19 protein-coding genes and 1 riboswitch are annotated in these 16,744 nt (G+C 59.3%); all 19 genes read left to right on the top strand.

All coding sequences use genetic code 11. The features are described from left to right. Nucleotides 1-11: 11 nt before the first annotated feature. The 19 genes from PMYSY11_RS14490 (at nucleotide 12) to PMYSY11_RS14400 (ending at nucleotide 16,718) form a co-directional block, all read left to right on the top strand. Nucleotides 12-662: a class I SAM-dependent methyltransferase gene (locus tag PMYSY11_RS14490; RefSeq protein WP_150547246.1), complete on the top strand. Its 651-nt coding sequence runs from the start codon at nucleotides 12-14 to the stop codon at nucleotides 660-662. Between the two features lie 18 nt (nucleotides 663-680). Next, on the top strand, nucleotides 681-1,001 hold the full coding sequence (locus tag PMYSY11_RS14485; protein WP_150547245.1) for a hypothetical protein: 321 nt from the start codon (nucleotides 681-683) through the stop codon (nucleotides 999-1,001). Nucleotides 1,002-1,036: 35 nt separating this feature from the next. Beyond that, a riboswitch (cobalamin riboswitch) is annotated at nucleotides 1,037-1,265 on the top strand. 119 nt (nucleotides 1,266-1,384) lie between these two features. Continuing rightward, nucleotides 1,385-3,226, top strand: a complete 1,842-nt coding sequence (btuB, locus tag PMYSY11_RS14480) for a TonB-dependent vitamin B12 receptor (protein WP_150547244.1) — start codon at nucleotides 1,385-1,387, stop codon at nucleotides 3,224-3,226. Between the two features lie 72 nt (nucleotides 3,227-3,298). Continuing rightward, nucleotides 3,299-3,871, top strand: a complete 573-nt coding sequence (locus PMYSY11_RS14475) for a hypothetical protein (RefSeq protein WP_069899152.1) — start codon at nucleotides 3,299-3,301, stop codon at nucleotides 3,869-3,871. After that, complete coding sequence (gene cobO, locus PMYSY11_RS14470) at nucleotides 3,868-4,479, top strand: cob(I)yrinic acid a,c-diamide adenosyltransferase (protein ID WP_069899150.1); 612 nt, start codon at nucleotides 3,868-3,870, stop codon at nucleotides 4,477-4,479. The genes PMYSY11_RS14475 and cobO overlap by 4 nt, the downstream gene beginning before the upstream one ends. Nucleotides 4,480-4,549: 70 nt before the next feature. Further along, nucleotides 4,550-5,842 (top strand): cobyrinic acid a,c-diamide synthase CobB, encoded by a 1,293-nt coding sequence (locus tag PMYSY11_RS14465; protein ID WP_150549589.1) that lies wholly within the window; start codon nucleotides 4,550-4,552, stop codon nucleotides 5,840-5,842. A 22-nt stretch (nucleotides 5,843-5,864) separates the two neighbouring features. Then, the gene (gene bluB / locus PMYSY11_RS14460) at nucleotides 5,865-6,515 is read left to right on the top strand and encodes a 5,6-dimethylbenzimidazole synthase (RefSeq protein WP_150549588.1); all 651 of its coding nucleotides are present in this window, start codon (nucleotides 5,865-5,867) and stop codon (nucleotides 6,513-6,515) included. A gap of 40 nt (nucleotides 6,516-6,555) precedes the next feature. Continuing rightward, complete coding sequence (gene cbiB, locus PMYSY11_RS14455) at nucleotides 6,556-7,464, top strand: adenosylcobinamide-phosphate synthase CbiB (protein WP_069899702.1); 909 nt, start codon at nucleotides 6,556-6,558, stop codon at nucleotides 7,462-7,464. Then, a complete protein-coding gene (gene cobD, locus PMYSY11_RS14450) occupies nucleotides 7,457-8,449 on the top strand; it encodes a threonine-phosphate decarboxylase CobD (RefSeq protein WP_150549587.1) in 993 nt (330 codons plus the stop codon). The genes cbiB and cobD overlap by 8 nt, the downstream gene beginning before the upstream one ends. Beyond that, nucleotides 8,446-9,933 carry a cobyric acid synthase gene (locus PMYSY11_RS14445; protein ID WP_150547242.1) on the top strand — a complete coding sequence of 496 codons (1,488 nt, stop codon included), beginning with the start codon at nucleotides 8,446-8,448 and terminating at the stop codon, nucleotides 9,931-9,933. The genes cobD and PMYSY11_RS14445 overlap by 4 nt, the downstream gene beginning before the upstream one ends. Next, the gene (gene cobU / locus PMYSY11_RS14440; protein WP_150547241.1) at nucleotides 9,926-10,444 is read left to right on the top strand and encodes a bifunctional adenosylcobinamide kinase/adenosylcobinamide-phosphate guanylyltransferase; all 519 of its coding nucleotides are present in this window, start codon (nucleotides 9,926-9,928) and stop codon (nucleotides 10,442-10,444) included. Before PMYSY11_RS14445 ends, cobU begins: the two co-directional genes overlap by 8 nt. Continuing rightward, nucleotides 10,441-11,496, top strand: coding sequence for a nicotinate-nucleotide--dimethylbenzimidazole phosphoribosyltransferase (gene cobT / locus PMYSY11_RS14435; protein ID WP_150547240.1), 1,056 nt, complete (start codon nucleotides 10,441-10,443; stop codon nucleotides 11,494-11,496). Before cobU ends, cobT begins: the two co-directional genes overlap by 4 nt. Then, complete coding sequence (gene cobC / locus PMYSY11_RS14430; RefSeq protein WP_150547239.1) at nucleotides 11,496-12,068, top strand: alpha-ribazole phosphatase family protein; 573 nt, start codon at nucleotides 11,496-11,498, stop codon at nucleotides 12,066-12,068. Before cobT ends, cobC begins: the two co-directional genes overlap by 1 nt. Continuing rightward, nucleotides 12,020-12,796, top strand: a complete 777-nt coding sequence (locus tag PMYSY11_RS14425; protein WP_150547238.1) for an adenosylcobinamide-GDP ribazoletransferase — start codon at nucleotides 12,020-12,022, stop codon at nucleotides 12,794-12,796. Before cobC ends, PMYSY11_RS14425 begins: the two co-directional genes overlap by 49 nt. A 53-nt stretch (nucleotides 12,797-12,849) precedes the next feature. After that, entirely contained in the window at nucleotides 12,850-13,731 is an 882-nt protein-coding gene (locus tag PMYSY11_RS14420; protein WP_150549586.1) for a hypothetical protein, read from the top strand. 124 nt (nucleotides 13,732-13,855) lie between these two features. Then, nucleotides 13,856-14,203: a cupredoxin domain-containing protein gene (locus PMYSY11_RS14415; protein ID WP_150547235.1), complete on the top strand. Its 348-nt coding sequence runs from the start codon at nucleotides 13,856-13,858 to the stop codon at nucleotides 14,201-14,203. A gap of 14 nt (nucleotides 14,204-14,217) precedes the next feature. Continuing rightward, a complete protein-coding gene (locus tag PMYSY11_RS14410) occupies nucleotides 14,218-15,048 on the top strand; it encodes an FTR1 family iron permease (protein ID WP_069899131.1) in 831 nt (276 codons plus the stop codon). A gap of 232 nt (nucleotides 15,049-15,280) precedes the next feature. Further along, nucleotides 15,281-16,063 (top strand): COG4705 family protein, encoded by a 783-nt coding sequence (locus PMYSY11_RS14405; protein ID WP_150547234.1) that lies wholly within the window; start codon nucleotides 15,281-15,283, stop codon nucleotides 16,061-16,063. Nucleotides 16,064-16,214: 151 nt separating this feature from the next. Then, a complete protein-coding gene (locus PMYSY11_RS14400; RefSeq protein WP_420830082.1) occupies nucleotides 16,215-16,718 on the top strand; it encodes a glutathione peroxidase in 504 nt (167 codons plus the stop codon). Nucleotides 16,719-16,744: the final 26 nt, after the last annotated feature.

The raw sequence follows: 16,744 nt of genomic DNA, 5'->3' as shown, positions 1-16,744 counted from the left end.
GGTTTTGCGATATGACCAATCGGACCTTGAATCTCGACGATTCACTTTATAACTACCTGCTCGATGTCTCCCTGCGCGAGACGCCGCTGTTAAAGCGTCTGCGCGACGAGACCGCGCAAATGCCCACTGCGCGCTGGCAAATCGCGCCCGAGCAAGGTCAGTTCATGGCGTTGCTGGTGCAGCTCACCGGCGCCAAGCGCATCGTCGAAGTCGGCACGTTCACCGGTTACAGCGCATTGTGCATGGCGCAGGCAATGCCGGCTGACGGGCAGATGATTTGCTGCGATCTGGCTGCGGACTACAACCGCATCGCCGAGCGTTATTGGCAGGAGGCGGGAGTCGATTCGCGCATCGAACAGCGCCTGGCTCCGGCCTTGGAGACGCTGGCGCAACTGGCCGATGACACATTTGATCTGGTTTTTGTCGATGCCGACAAAGCCAATTACCCGGCGTATCTCGAACACGGCCTGCGGCTTCTGCGCCAAGGCGGATTGTTGCTGTTCGATAACACCCTGTGGAGCGGCCGGGTGCTTGAGATGGATGCTGAGAGCGCCGATACGCGGGCGATCCAGATGCTCAACAGCGCACTTAAACTCGATACGCGAATTGATCTGTCGTTGCTGCCGATTGGCGACGGCCTGACGCTGTGCCGCAAGCGCTGAGCAAACCTGCGTCCGATCATGCCCGAACCGATTCGTCTGCCCCCGCAACCCGATGCCTGCGAATTGTGCCAGCGGGCGGCGGCATTGACGCGCCATCATCTGATCCCCAAAGCCCTGCATGACAAAGCGTATGTGCAAAAACGCTTCAGCAAGCAACAGTGTATCAGCGCCACGCTCTGGGTCTGCCGGGCCTGCCATAACCAGATCCACAGGTTGTTCAGCGAGAAGCAACTGGCGCTGACCTATCACAGCCGCGAGGCGCTGTTAACGGATGAGCGCTTGCGAACCTTCGTCGAGTGGTTAGCAACCAAACCCGCCGGTTTCATGCCGCGGCATTAATCGTAGCAATTGACCTTCTGGCATCAAGCCACTACTCTGCGCGCCTTGCTTCAGGTGCCCCGACATTTAGTCAGGGGTGAAACAGGGAAGTCGGTGCGCCAGATATCGATCTGACAATTCCGACGCTGCCCCCGCAACGGTAGACGAGTCAAGCCAACGCTTTTTCAACCACTGTGCTCAGCATGGGAAGGTGCGTTCGCTGGTGTGCTGATCTTCAGCAGACAACTCGTAAGCCCGGAGACCGGCCTGTCGCAGTTCACGGCATAGCGGAGGGCTTTGTCTGGCGTACGTGCGGCCCTGTGTTGTTGCGCGTGCGCGTCTGTTCTCCGTATGTCTCCCTAAGCCTATGTCGCACGGGTGAGAGCGACGGAGCATACCTAGAAATGAGTAAGTCCCTTTTCACGCCAGCAGTTGCCTTGCTGTGCGCCGCTGTAACTCAGGTTCACGCTACCGACAGCAGCGAACTCGAACCCTTGGTCATCACTGCCACGCGCACCCCGCAAACGGCCGAGCAAAATCTGGCGGCGGTCACGGTGTTTGATCGCAAGAAAATCGAACAAAGCCAGGTCAGCTCGGTGCCCGAGTTGCTCAAGCGCGTGCCCGGCGTCAACTTGGTCAACAATGGTGGCCCCGGCAAAAGCACTTCGTTGTTCATGCGCGGCACCGAGTCTGACCACGTTCTGGTCATGATCGACGGCGTAAAAGTCGGCTCAGCCACTTCGGGCGGAGCGGCGTTGCAAGACCTGCCGATTGAGCTGATTGATCGCATTGAAGTTGTTCGCGGGCCACGCTCAAGCCTTTATGGTTCCGAGGCGATTGGCGGGGTTATCCAGATTTTTACCCGCAAAGGCACCGACGGTAGCCCCAAACCGTTTTTCTCGGCGGGTATCGGCACACATGACACCTATACCGGCAGCGCCGGGGTAGCGGGCGGCACCGATAAGGGCTGGTACAACCTGAGCATGAGCAGCTCGGACACCGACGGCATCAACGTCAAGTCGGTCGGCACCAGCGGCTATGAAAGTGATGACGACGGCTATCGCAATCTCGCCGGTTCGTTGAGCGGTGGTTACCGTTTCGACAACGGGCTGGAGTTGGACGCGAACATTCTGCAGGCCAAGTCGCACAACGATTACGACTCGGTGAACCGTTCACGGACCTCGGGCTTCAATGCCAATGCCGACGGCGAAACCCGGGTGCTTGGTACGCGGGCGCGGTTTTCACCACTGGAACCCTGGCAGGTCACCTTGCAAGCCGGGCGCAGCGAAGACAAATCCGACGCCTATCAGGACGCCGCGTTCTACTCGCGTTTCGACACCCGTCGCGACAGCCTGAGCTGGCAGAACGACTTTGCCGTCGCCGCTGGTCAGACCCTGACCGTTGGCGTCGATTATCAGCTTGATGAGGTCAATGGCAGCACCGCTTATGCCGAAGACTCGCGCGATAACAACGGCGTGTTCGTGCAATACCTGGGCAATGTGGGCCGCCACGACTGGCAACTGTCGCTGCGCCAGGACGATAACCAGCAGTTTGGCCGCCACGACACCGGCAACATTGCGTACGGCTACGCACTGACCGACTGGCTGCGCAGCACTGTCAGCTTCGGCACGGCGTTTAAGGCACCGACCTTCAATGAACTGTACTACCCCAACTACGGCAACCCTGACCTCGATGCGGAAACCTCCGAAAGCCTGGAGTTCGGTCTGGTCGGGGAGCACAGCTGGGGCCAGTGGCAAGTTAATGCGTTCCGCACGCGCATTGATGACCTGATTGCCTACGACTCCTCGATTCAAGGCCCGGCAAACGTTGCCGAGGCGACGATTCGCGGCGTCGAGCTGGTACTTGCCAGCCAGTGGATGGGCGTTGACTGGAATGCCAACTACACGTTGATGGACCCGGAAGACAGCTCTGGCGGTGCCAATGACGGCAACGAACTCGCACGCCGGGCCAAGCAACTGTTCAACCTGGATCTGGATCGTCGTTTTGGCGACTTCAGTGTGGGCGCCAGCGTGCACGCGGAAGGCCAGCGTTATGACGATCTGGCCAACACCACCGAGCTATCCGGTTACGCCAATGTCGACCTGCGCGGCGAGTATCGCCTCACGGAAGAATGGCGCCTGCAAAGTCGTATCGCCAATCTGTTTGATGCCGATTACGAGACGGCTGACGGCTATAACCAGCCGGGCCAGGCGGTGTATTTCACCGTGCGTTACCAAGCCCTGTAACCCTGTGCAAACGGCTGCGCTGCCGTTAAGGCGCGCAACCGTTTTGCTGCCAAGCGATTCAAGGAGTTAACGATGAACCTGAGCACACGCAATCAATTGCTGATCGGCCTGGCGCTGGCGGTGTTAATGGCAATTACCCGGGGCCATCATTTTGCGACCGTGAATTTGCCCAGCGCCTCGTGGGCCGTGTTTTTTCTGGCAGGCGTTCTGCTCAAGCCTCGCTGGGTTTTTCCGGCGTTGTTTATTGAGGCGTCCTTGCTCGACTTTGCGGCAATTGAGTGGGCTGGCGTCAGCGACTGGTGCATGTCCCCGGCTTACTGGATGCTGGTTCCAGCCTATGCCTCGCTGTGGTTTGGCGGGCGCATATACGCGCGCATGCATCAGGATAAATTTTCCAGCCTGCTGCTGTTGGCCGTTACGGTGATTATCAGTGCATCAGTCTGCTACCTGTTCTCGGGCGGCGGGTTTCTGTTTTTCTCCGGCCGCTATGCAGATCCGACTTTGAGCATGTTGTTGGAGCGTTTCAGCGTTTACTTGCCGCGTTATCTGGGCACGCTGGCCTGGTACATCGGCGTTGCGGCGCTGTTGTTTGTGTTGATCGGGCAGGGCAGCCACTTCAAGCAAAAGAGTGAGGTGAAGTCATGAGTGAATCTGCAGAACGCGACGCCCGGCACAAGGCGCGAATGGAACGAAAAAAAGCCCTGATTGATGAGCGCATTGCTCAGGCGCAGGACGAATATGGCTTGTTGCTGGTACATACCGGCAACGGCAAAGGCAAAAGCAGTTCGGCATTCGGCATGGTTGCCCGTGCGCTGGGTCACGGGATCAAGGTCGGTATCGTGCAGTTCATCAAGGGCTCGGCGACCACTGGCGAAGAGGCGTTCTTCCGGCGCTTTCCGCAAGAGGTCCGCTACCACGTGATGGGCGGTGGCTTTACCTGGGAAACCCAGGATCGCCAGCGTGATATCAGCATGGCCAAGGCAGCCTGGGCAATTGCTGTAGAGCTAATGAGCGACCCTGAGATTGGCTTGGTGGTGCTTGATGAGCTGAATATCGCGCTCAAGTACGGGTATCTGGAATTGAGCGAAGTGCTTGCCGACATCGAAGCCCGGCCGATGCTGCAGCACGTTGTCGTGACCGGACGCGGCGCACCGCCGGCAATGATCGAAGCGGCCGATACCGTGACTGAAATGGGCTTGATCAAACACGCCTACAAAAACGGCGTGAAGGCCCAGCCCGGAGTCGAATACTAGGCGGCTTGGCGGCGAGCCGAGGGCCTTGAGCACTCTACGTCAGCGCTATAACTGGAGAAGGTGACAAGCTATGAGTATTCGCAAGTGTCCGGCTCTGTTGGTCGCAGCGCCAGCCTCGGGGCAGGGCAAGACGACCGTCACTGCTGCGCTGGCGCGGTTATACAGCCGTGCCGGCAAGCGCGTGCGGGTGTTCAAATGCGGGCCTGACTTTCTCGATCCGATGATTCTGGCGCGTGCCTCTGGCCAGCCGGTCTATCAGTTGGACCTGTGGATGGTCGGCGAGGCGGAAAGCCGTCGCCTGCTGTGGGAGGCTGCGGGGGAAGCTGATCTGATTTTGATCGAAGGCGTCATGGGCCTGTTCGATGGCAACCCTTCGGCCGCGGATTTGGCGCGACATTTCGGCGTGCCGGTGATGGCGGTGATTGATGCCTCGGCCATGGCGCAAACCTTCGCCGCGCTGGCACATGGTCTGGCGACGTATCAGGCAGACTTGCCGTTCTCCGGGGTTCTGGCCAATCGTCTGGGCAGTGCCCGTCACGGCGAGATTTTGCGCGACGCTCTGCCAACATCAATTCGCTGGTACGGCGGCTTGCCGCGCAGTGCCGGCTTTGAGTTGCCGAGTCGGCATCTGGGCCTGGTTCAGGCCGATGAGCTGAATGATCTCGATGCCCGACTCGACGCTGCCGCCGATGCCCTGCAAGCCAGTGCGTCAGTCGAGTTGCCGCCCGCGGTCAGCTTTGCGGCGCCCACACCGAGGGATATTCAGCCGCTGTTGGCCGGGGTCAGAATTGGCGTGGCCCGAGACAGTTCGTTCGCCTTTATTTATCAGGCCAATCTCGATCTGTTGCAGGCGATGGGCGCCGAGTTGTGCCTGTTCTCGCCGGTCACTGATCAGCATCTGCCCGAGGTCGACAGTCTGTATTTGCCAGGCGGTTATCCCGAGTTGCATTTGCCGCAACTGGCCGCCAATCAGTCAATGGCGCAAGCCATTAAAAGCCATCATGCGGCCGGCAAGCCAATTCTCGCCGAGTGCGGTGGCATGCTTTATTTACTTGAAAGGCTGACCGACAAGGACGGTCATGGCGCGGCCATGCTCGGGATTCTCCAAGGACAGGCGACCTTACAAAAGCGCCTGACGGCTTTGGCGTTGCAATCGGTCGAACTGCCGGAAGGTGTATTGCGCGGCCACACCTTTCACCACTCCAGCATGCACACTGCACTGCAACCGCTGGCCTTGGGTGAATGCCCGAACTACAAACGCACGGCAGAACCGGTGTATCGCGAGGGCCGCCTGTGCGCCTCGTATATCCACTTCTATATGCCGTCCAATCCTGCGGCTGCTGCCGCTTTATTGCGGCCATGACGGTGAGTTGAAGGGAGCCAACATGAGCGATCAACACTTCACCGAGCAAGAGCGCGACGCGGTCTATCGGGTGATTGCCGAGCGGCGTGACATGCGCCACTTTGTCGGCGGCGAAGTGCCCCCGGCAATTCTGGCGAATCTGCTGGAGGCGGCTCATCAGGCGCCGAGTGTTGGGTTGATGCAGCCGTGGCGGTTTATCCGCATTACCGACCGCGCGTTGCGGGGGAAGATTCAGGCGCTGGTTGAGGAGGAAAGGCTGCGTACCGCGCAGGCGTTAGGGGAGCGCAGCGATGATTTTATGCGCCTCAAGGTGGAGGGAATTGCCGACTGCGCCGAAGTTTTGGTTGTCGCATTGATGGATGGACGTGAAACTCACGTGTTTGGCCGCAGGACATTGCCGGAAATGGATCTGGCATCCATGTCGTGCGCCATTCAAAATCTATGGCTGGCAGCGCGTGCCGAGAATCTTGGCATGGGTTGGGTCTCACTGTTTGAGCCACAGGCAATGGCGCAATTGCTAGGCATGCCGACTGGCAGCAAACCCCTTGGGGTTCTGTGTCTGGGGCCGGTTGCCGAGTTCTACAGTAAGCCAATGCTGGTCCAGGAAAGTTGGGCAAAGACCCGGCCGCTGAGTGAGCTACTGTTCAACAATCAATGGGGAAAACACCAGTAATGAACGCCTTGTCTGCGTCAAATAGTCGGGCGCGATGCCCATGAGCCTGTTCCTTGCGAGCGCAGCAGGTGTCGCGCTGGATGCAGTTTTCGGTGAGCCAAAGGGCTGGCATCCGCTGGTCGCTTTCGGCCAGATGGCGGAGCGTATCGAGCAGCGCTTCAATCAGTCGGGTGGCGGTTGGCGCAGCCATGGCGTGAGCGCGTGGTGCATCGCTGTGCTGCCGATTACGCTGGTGGTCGGCCTGCTTGCGCAGGTCCCGGCGTTTGGCTGGTGCGTGGAGATTTTCGCTTTGTATTTTGCCCTTGGCCTGAAAAGCCTGGGCGAGCACGCGCATGCAGTGGTTAAAGCATTGCGCCTGGGCGATCTGCCGCTGGCGCGTGAGCGTGTCGGTTATATGGTCAGCCGTAATACCCGTGAGCTGGACGCGACCGGGGTGGCCCGTGCAGGTACTGAGTCTGTACTTGAAAACGGCAGTGACGCGGTGTTTGCCAGTTTATTCTGGTTTTTAGTTGCGGGCGCTCCCGGCGTGGTGTTGTACCGGCTGAGCAATACCCTCGATGCCATGTGGGGTTATCGCACCGAGCGCTTCGAGCGTTTCGGCTGGGCCGCGGCCAAGATAGATGACTTGCTCAACTATATTCCCGCGCGTCTGGTAGCCCTGACTTATGCGCTGTGCGGGCGCACGCGGCAGGCGCTGCACTGCTGGCGAACCCAGGCGCCACTGTGGGACAGCCCCAATGCCGGGCCGGTAATGGCTGCTGGTGCGGGAGCGCTGAATGTCACCTTGGGCGGGCCTGCTTATTATCACGGCGAGTTGCATGAGCGGCCCGAGTTGGGCGACGGCCCGCAGCCGCGGGCACGCGATATCGAACGGGCAATGAATCGCGTCTGGGCCGGGGTGCTGTTGTGGTTGCTTATCGTACTTGGCGTCGAGCTGACCCTTGCTTGAGCATGGCGGCCGGCTGCGCGAAGCTGCGCAGAAGTACAACATAGCGCTTTCGCTGTGGCTGGACTTGTCGACCGGTATTGCCCCGTATACGCCTGAACTGGCGCCGGTAAGCACTGATGCATGGCGTCGTTTACCCGAGCTGGATGACGGCCTTGAGGCGGCGGCTTGCGCGTTTTACAGCGCGCCGCAACTATTGCCGGTGGCCGGCTCACAAGCGGCAATTCAAGCGCTGCCACGCTTGCGTAAGAACCAGCAGGTGGCGATTGTCTCGCCTGCGTACGCCGAGCACGCCGCCGCCTGGCTGCGTGAAGGCCATCAGGTTAACGAAATCGAAGCATCGGCAATCGACGCTTATGTCGGGCAAGTCGATGTGCTGGTGCTGATCAATCCGGGCAACCCGACCGGAACCTTCTATTCACCGCAGCAGTTGTTGGGCTGGCATCGACAGCTTGCCGGGCGGGGCGGATGGCTGGTGGTCGATGAGGCGTTTATCGACTGCACCCCCGAGCTGAGTTTGGCGCCGCAAACAGCCAAGCCCGGCTTGATCGTGCTGCGTTCGCTGGGCAAGTTCTTTGGCTTGGCCGGTGCGCGTTTGGGCTTTGTGTTGGCCGAGCCCAAAGTGCTGGCGGCGCTCGATGCGTTACTCGGACCCTGGACCATCAGCGGGCCCACGCGACAAATTGCCAGCAGCGTGTTAGCCGACAGACCTGCTCAGCACCTGCAACGTCAGCGGCTGTTGATCGACAGCGCCCGTTTGCAGCAACTGCTAACGGTTAACGGCCTCGAGCCAAGCGGCGGCTGCGCATTGTTTCAGCGGGTCGAGTTGGCCAATGCCGCACAGTTGCATGGGTTTCTGGCCGAGCGCGGCGTGCTGGTGCGGCTCTTCAATACACCTCCAGGCATACGTTTTGGCTTGCCTGCCGATGAACCCGGCTGGCAGCGGCTGGCACGCGGCTTAAGCGACTTTCAGCAGAGATATAAATGACCCAAACAGCTCATACCCTGATGGTGCAGGGCACAACCTCCGACGCTGGCAAGAGCACGCTGGTAACGGCGTTATGTCGCTGGCTGGTGCGCGATGGCGTTAGCGTCGTGCCGTTCAAACCGCAAAACATGGCGTTGAACAGTGCGGTGACTGCCGACGGTGGCGAGATTGGCCGTGCGCAGGCTGTACAGGCACAGGCCGCGAAGCTGGCCACGCACACCGACATGAATCCGATTCTGCTCAAGCCCAATAGTGATGTTGGCGCGCAGGTGATTATCCATGGGCGGGCGCTGAGCAACATGGATGCGGTGGCCTATCACGACTACAAGAAGGTCGCGATGAATGCCGTGCTCGAGTCTCACCAACGCCTCAGCGCGGCTTATCAGGTGGTCATGGTGGAGGGCGCCGGTTCGCCTGCCGAAATTAATTTACGCGCCGGTGATATCGCCAACATGGGCTTTGCCGAGGCTGTGGATTGCCCGGTCATCATCATTGCAGACATCGACAAGGGCGGCGTATTTGCGCATCTGGTGGGCACGCTAGAGCTGCTTTCACCCAGCGAGCAGGCGCGGGTAAAGGGTTTTGTGATCAATCGCTTTCGCGGCGACATTGCCTTGCTGCAGCCCGGCCTCGACTGGTTGGAGGCGCGCACCGGCAAGCCGGTGTTGGGCGTGCTGCCGTACCTGATGGATTTCCATCTTGAAGCCGAAGACGCAATCGACCAACGTCAAAGCGTCAAAACCTGCGAGCAACTCAAGGTGGTTGTGCCGGTGCTGCCGCGCATCAGCAACCACACCGATTTCGACCCGCTGCGCCTGCATTCGCAAGTCGAGTTGGTATTTGTCGGCCCCGGTCAGGCCATTCCGCCGGCAGATCTGATTATTTTGCCGGGCTCGAAAAGCGTGCGTGCCGACCTGCAGTTCTTGCGCGAGCAGGGCTGGGATCAAGCGCTCAGCAAGCATCTGCGTTATGGCGGAAAAGTCATCGGCATTTGTGGTGGCATGCAGATGCTTGGTCAGTCGATTGATGACCCCGATGCCATCGAAGGCCCGGCTGGCAGTAGTCAGGGTTTGGGCTTGCTTGAAATCGACACGGTGCTGCGCGAGCACAAGCAACTGCGCAATGTGCAGGGCCGCCTGTGCCTCGAAAGTGCCGCTGTCAGCGGTTATGAAATTCATGCGGGAGTGACCACGGGCGCCGGGCTTTTGCAACCCGCCGTGAACCTGGATGACGGCCGCACCGATGGCGCCATCAGCGCCGATAGTCACGTGCTGGGCACCTATCTTCACGGCTTGTTCGAGTCCACTGCTGCTACCACGGCACTGCTCGGTTGGGCTGGTTTGCGTGAGGTCGAGGCGGTTGATTACCACGCTCTGCGCGAGCGCGATATCGAGCGGCTGGCGGACATGGTCGTCGAACACTTGGATACTGCAAAACTGCGCGCACTTTGCGGCCTGCCTGCAGCGAGTGCTGTCCATGGTTGATTTGATTCTCGGCGGCGCCCGTTCCGGTAAGAGCAAACTGGCTGAAAAGCTGGCATCTGAGAGCGGGCTGCAGGTGACTTATATCGCCACCAGCGAGGCGCTGGATGGCGAGATGAGCGAGCGTATTCGACACCACCGCGAACGTCGCCCTGGTCATTGGCAATTATGTGAGGAGCCGCTGGAACTGGCCCGTGTGCTGCGTGAAAACGCCAATGAGCAGCGTTGCCTGCTGGTCGATTGCCTGACGTTGTGGCTGAGTAATTTGTTGCTGCTTGATGATCCGCAGCGTCTGGCAGGCGAGCGTGATGCGCTGCTGGCGACGCTGGCCGATTTGCCCGGGCGGATTATTTTGGTGAGTAACGAGACCGGTCTGGGCGTGGTACCGATGGGCCAACTCAGCCGGCGTTTTGTGGATGAAGCCGGCTGGTTGCATCAGGCACTGGCCGACCGCAGCGAACGTGTGGTGTTTTGTGTGGCAGGTTTACCGATGGTTTTAAAAGGGCAGTTATGAGTAGTCAGGCGTGGTGGCAACAACCAGCGAAAGCAATTGATCAGGCCGCGCGTGCACAGGCTCAAGCCCGCCAGCAGGTGCTGACCAAACCCAGCGGCTCGCTCGGCCAGTTGGAGCAACTGGCAATTGAACTCGCCGGTATGCAGGGCCGTGAGCTGCCGCAGGTCGATGCGGTTTCGATCTGTGTATTTGCCGGTGATCACGGTATCGCCGCCGAGGGCGTATCGGCTTACCCGCAAGCCGTTACCGGCCAGATGCTGGCAAACTTTGTTAATGGCGGTGCGGCGATCAGCGTGCTGGCGCGCAGCCTTGGCGCGCACATGCAGGTGATTGATCTGGGCACCGCTACAGCATTGCCTGAACTGGCGGGCGTGAAGCATCTGACGTTGGGCAAGGGCACGGCCAATTTTGCCCACACCCGTGCCATGAACATGGAGCAGTGCAGCGCGGCATTGGCTGCTGGAAGTGACGCCGCACTGCAAGCGGATGCACTGAATTGCCAGCTATTTATCGGCGGCGAAATGGGCATCGCCAATACCACCTCGGCCACGGCGCTGGCCTGCGCGTTACTGGATTGCCCCGTGGCAGATTTGACCGGCCCGGGCACTGGGCTGGATCACGCTGGCGTGCTGCACAAGATTGCGGTGATCGAAGCTGCGCTGGCGCTGCATCGCCCGCAGTTGGACGATCCGTTAGCGATTTTGCAGTGCTTGGGCGGGTTTGAGATTGCAGCGTTAGTTGGGGCGTATCTGGCCGCCGCACAAGCCGGAATCACTGTGCTGGTCGATGGCTTTATTTGCAGCGTTGCCGCCTTGCTTGCCGTGCGTCTCAATCCATCGTGCCGGGCGTGGTTACTGTTTGCTCATCAAGGTGCAGAGCCCGGCCATGCCCGGGTATTGCAAGCACTTGAAGCCGCGCCTTTGCTGCAATTGGGGCTGCGACTGGGCGAGGGCAGTGGTGCGGCACTGGCCACGCCACTGCTGCAAATGGCCTGTAATCTCCATGGCGAAATGGCCACCTTTGATCAGGCCGCTGTGGCGAATCGCAGCTGATGAATCTGCTGATCGACTTGCTGCGCCACGGTGAAACCGAATGCGGTGGCGGGCTGCGCGGCAGCATTGATGATGCACTCACAGCGCTGGGCTGGGAGCAGATGCACGCCACTGCCAGCCAACTGCCGCGTTGGGATCGACTGGTCAGTTCGCCCTTGCAGCGCTGTCGTTTATTCGCCGAAGCGCTGGCGCAAAGCAGCGGTGCGCCCTTGAGTATTGAGGCAGATTTACAAGAACTGCATTTTGGCGAATGGGAAGGGCGCAGCCCTGCCGATTTGATGCTTACCCATGAGCAGCAACTCGGGCAGTTCTGGGCCGATCCCTATGCCTATACACCGCCAGGCGGTGAGCCCGTTGCCGAGTTCGCCGCGCGCGTGTTCGGCGCTCTGGATCGCCTGCAAGCACGCTTTGACGGGGAACGCGTTTTGCTTGTGACGCATGGCGGGGTGATACGCCTGCTCTCTGCGTTCGCCCGTGGCTTGCCGCGTGAGCAGTTGCTGCAAGTGGTGGTTGGTCATGGCGAATGTGTGCACCTGCAACGCAACACGGAGGGCCACTTGTGTCTGGTCTGAGCTTGCCTCTGCTGATCGCCGTGCAGTTTCTCACGCGCCTGCCGGTACGTTTACAAGCGATGCCGAGTGATCAGCAACTGGGCCGTTCACTGCTTTGGTATCCGCTGGTTGGGTTGCTCATCGGCGCCTTGCTGGTGCTCCTGCAATGGTGTCTGTCGGGTAGCCACAGTTTGCTTCAGGCCGCTCTGTTATTGGCGGTGTGGGTGGCAATCAGCGGCGCCTTGCATCTCGATGGGCTGGCCGATTGCGCTGATGCCTGGGTTGGCGGGCAGGGCGATCGCGAGCGAACCCTGAGCATCATGAAAGACCCGCGCAGCGGTCCGGTAGCCGTCGCTGTGCTGGTGGTGGTGCTGCTGCTCAAGTTCGCTGCATTGGTGGCGCTGATTGAGGCGGGGCATGGCATGTGGTTACTGCTTGCACCCTGGATTGCCCGCTGCGCCATGCCATTGTTGTTCATGACCACGCCGTATGTTCGAGCCAACGGCTTGGGCGCGGCGCTGGCGGCGAATTTGCCGGGTGCGATGATGACGCGGGTGTTGCTGCTCAACGCCGCTGTGCTGGTGCTGCTGTTTGGCGCTGCGGGTGGGGTTGGGCTGCTGGTCGCTGGTTTTGTCTTACTGGTACTGCGGCGTGCAATGATCCGGCGAATTGCAGGAATGACGGGTGATACCGCTGGCGCTGTGCTTGAATTGATAGAATGTGGGGTATTAGTCGCCTTGGCCATTTAGCTGCTGAGTGCATCCCCCAATAGTCCACAATAATAATTCAGAGCACTCGCTTGATGCGGTTACCGCTAGCCTTCCTGTTGGGTATCGTTTTGAGTTGCCAGCCCTTGCAGGCGCAGCCGCAACCACAGTCGCTGAACTGGGCAATTGTGCCGATGCCCGGCATCTTCAATGTTGAAGGGGGCCAGCCGGTATCCGGTGCTTTGTACGAAGCCACCCAGCTTATCGATGCGCAAATGCCCGAAGTACAGGTGCGTTATCAGGTGATGTCTTTGCTGCGCATGCGCCAAAGCCTGCGCAAACAATTGCAGTTGTGCAGCAATGGCCTGCTGCAAACCCCGGCACGCGATAAGCAGGGCTATTTCATTCCGTATCTGTTATCCACACCGATGCATCTGTTGGTGCGTCAGCCAACCCTGAATCAACTGCTTTTGGAGAACGGCGAGGTAAGCCTCGACTGGCTGTTTGCCAACCCTTATCTGCGTGGCGCTATTGCCACTGCCCGCCAATACCCGGATGACATCAGCGCGCAATTGATCAAAGCGCGTGACAGCGGAACCCTGCAAGAAATGACCGGCAGCCTGTCCGGCGAAAACCTGTTGCTGATGGTCAGCTACCACCGGCTCGATTATGCCTTCGACTACCCGATGGCCTACAGCGAAGTGGCCAGCAACTACACGCTCAGTGACCCGTTGATCAGTGTGCCGCTGAAAGAGAGCAAGGAATTACTGCCTGTTGGGGTTTACTGCCCGCGTACCCCGTGGGGGCTGGAGATGGCTAAACGGATTGATCAAGCCGTTCGCGAGGCCACCCGCAACAATCAAGCCTTCATGGCGCTGCACCAACGTTGGTTGCCCGCCGAGGTGTACACGCGCTTCACGCCCCAACTCCTGCGCTTCTATGAAGGGCGTTCAGCCACTGCATTGAGCTTTGAGTAGTTCAGCTCGTCGTACCTTTCTGCGTTTTGCCGCGCCTTGTTTGCGCTTTCTTGACGACTAATCAACGAATCTTTCACACCGGCACGGTCATATTGCGCGCATTCACTTAATAGGAATGCTAATCATGAAGTTTAAACGTCTCATTAACTCGGCAGTCATCACCACCTGCGCCTTGTTGAGTGTCGCTGCATCCAGCGCCTTCGCGCAGGACAGCGCGTACGAACTGACGGTAAAGAATCACCAGTTTTCACCCGCTCCGCTGACTATCCCGGCAGACACCAAAGTCAAGATCACCCTGACCAATCAGGACACGACCACGGCCGAATTCATCAGCGATGACTTCAAGGGCGGCAAGTTGGTCAAAGGCGGCAAGACCGTGAGCTTCTTCATCGGCCCACTCAAGGCTGGTACTTACAGCTTTTATGACGAGTACCACGAAGCGGCGTCGAAGACGCAATTGATCGTCCAGTAAGCGGTGCCTGACCCATGCTCTCTACCGCGTTGATCGTGTTTCGTGAAATTGTTGAAGCTGCACTGGTTGTCTCAATCGTGTTGGCGGCCACACGCGGCGTTGCCGGGCGCGGCCGTTGGGTCGGCGGCGGTGTGCTTGCCGGGATTGGCGGCGCCGGGTTACTGGCGTTGTTTGCCGATGCGCTCAGTGAGCTGGCCAGCGGCATGGGCCAGGAAGTGTTCAATGCCCTGGTGATGCTGATCGCGGTGGTCATGCTTGGCTGGCACAGCATCTGGATGGGCCAGCATGGCCGGGAAATGTCTGCCCAGTTGAATCAGATGGGGCAGGCGGTTGTCACCGGCAATAAATCTCTCGCCGCCATGGCAATTGTGGTGGCGCTGGCGATATTGCGTGAAGGCTCGGAAACCGTGCTGTTCTTGTATGGCATCGCGGTGAGCGAGCCGGGGCAGGCCTTGCCAATGATGGCGGGCGGGCTGCTGGGTATCACCGCCGGGATTGCAGTTGGCGTGGCGATCTACTTCGGACTGATGCGCATGGCCATGCGCCATTTGTTCAAGGTAACCAATGCCCTTGTAATCCTGATGGCAGCCGGTATGGCCAGCCAGTGTGCCGGATTTCTGGTCGCGGCAGACTGGTTGCCAGCCCTTGGCGACACGCTGTGGGACACCTCTGCGCTGCTGAGCGAGCACAGCATCACTGGTAAGTTGCTGCACACCCTGATCGGCTACACCGCGCAGCCTTCAGGCGTGCAGGTGCTGGCCTATCTCGCCTGCCTGGTCGTGATTCTGGGGCTGGGTTGGTTGACTGCCCGGCCAAAAGCCGTACAGCCGCAAATGAGCCACTAAGAACGCCTGCAACCGTTGGCCGGGTGCTGGCGGTTGCGCTCATTCTTGCTGGTTGGAGAGGTGCAGAGCCAGGTTGCCAACCAGCAATCGTTCACATTCTCAGCACATAAAATTCACCTGAGGGCGAATAGATTGGCTGTGTATCAACTGCACGATGGGCGTTGGCGTTTTGCCGGAGGCCATCGTTTGACGCAGTTGGATCAACCCACTTTTTGACTGTCGTGAGCCCATCATGAGCCCTGCAAACGCGTCCGCTAACAGCCTGCTGAACAAAGTCCCTGCGGTCACCCTGATCTTCTGGATCATCAAGATCTTGTCGACCACCGTGGGTGAAACAGGTGCGGATTACCTGATCTTCAAACTGCATTTCGGCCTGCCGCTGACCTCTGTACTGATGAGTGCGGTGCTGGTTTTGGCCATCGCCATTCAGCTGCGCGCAGACCGTTACGTGCCCTGGAAATATTGGCTGGCGGTGGTACTGGTGAGTATCGTCGGCACGCTTATTTGTGACAGTTTAGTGGATACCTACGGCGTATCTCTGGTCACCACCACGGTGCTGTTCAGCGTGGCATTGCTGGTCACCTTTAGTTGCTGGTACGCCAGCGAAAAAAGTCTGTCGATTCTGAGCATTTACCGGGGCCGGCGCGAGTATTTCTATTGGTTGGCGATTCTGGTGACGTTCGCGCTTGGCACCGCAGCTGGTGACTTGTTGGGTGAGGAAATGGGCCTTGGTTATGCCGTGTCGGCGCTGTTATTTGCGGCGGCTATCGGCGTGGTTGCGATTGCCCACTACCTGTTCGGCCTTAACTCGGTTGCGACATTCTGGATTGCCTACATCCTGACTCGCCCGTTTGGTGCATCCTGCGGCGACTGGCTGTCTCACTCGGTCGCCAAAGGTGGGCTGGGTCTGGGTACGGTGGGCACCAGCGAGATATTTCTGGTGGTCATCATCGCTCTGGTTGGTTACCTGAGTTGGCAGCAGCGTGCCGCTCAGCGCCTGGAGTCAGTCCGCTAAGTTCACGCTCAGCAGGCTCTGTTTATCGGCCTGGTGCTCTATTATGTTTAGAAGGGCTTCGCCATGTGCGGGGCTATTAATGGCAGGAGCGTGGGCGATGAAAACACAGGCATGGCTGGTCGTAGCAACTTTGGCCGTTGGCGTAAGCTCGATGAGTTATGCCGATAGCTGCCCGCAACTGTTGCAGGGCGAACTGCCGCGTTTGCGCAGTAAAGACACCATCGACCTGTGCAAGACCTTCGGCGGTAAGCCGCTGGTGGTGGTCAATACGGCCAGCTTCTGCGGTTATACCCCGCAGTTCAAAGGGCTTGAGGCGTTGCAACAGCGCTATGCCGAGCAAGGCCTTAAAGTGCTGGGCGTGCCCTCGGATGACTTCAAACAGGAGTCTGCTGATGCGAAGGAAACCGCCAAGGTGTGCTTTGTGAATTACGGTGTGACATTCGATATGACCCAGCCGCAGCAGGTCACGGGCGAGCATGCAGTCGCCTTGTTCAGGGGGCTTGCCGAGCAGAGTCAGGCGCCGCGCTGGAACTTCACCAAGTATGTGGTCGACCGTAAGGGCAAGGTTGTGGCGAGCTTTCCCAGCAGTATCAAGCCGGATGATCCGCAGTTGATTGCTGCGGTCGAGAAGGCGATTGCCAGTGCGCAGGAGTAGGCAAAACGGTTAACTCTGGCGGCACG

The sequence above is a fragment of the Pseudomonas marincola genome, from assembly GCF_900682675.2.
Lineage (GTDB): Bacteria > Pseudomonadota > Gammaproteobacteria > Pseudomonadales > Pseudomonadaceae > Aquipseudomonas > Aquipseudomonas marincola.
The sequence above is the reverse complement of the archived record's forward strand: the minus strand, read 5'-3'. Positions and strand labels throughout refer to the sequence as shown.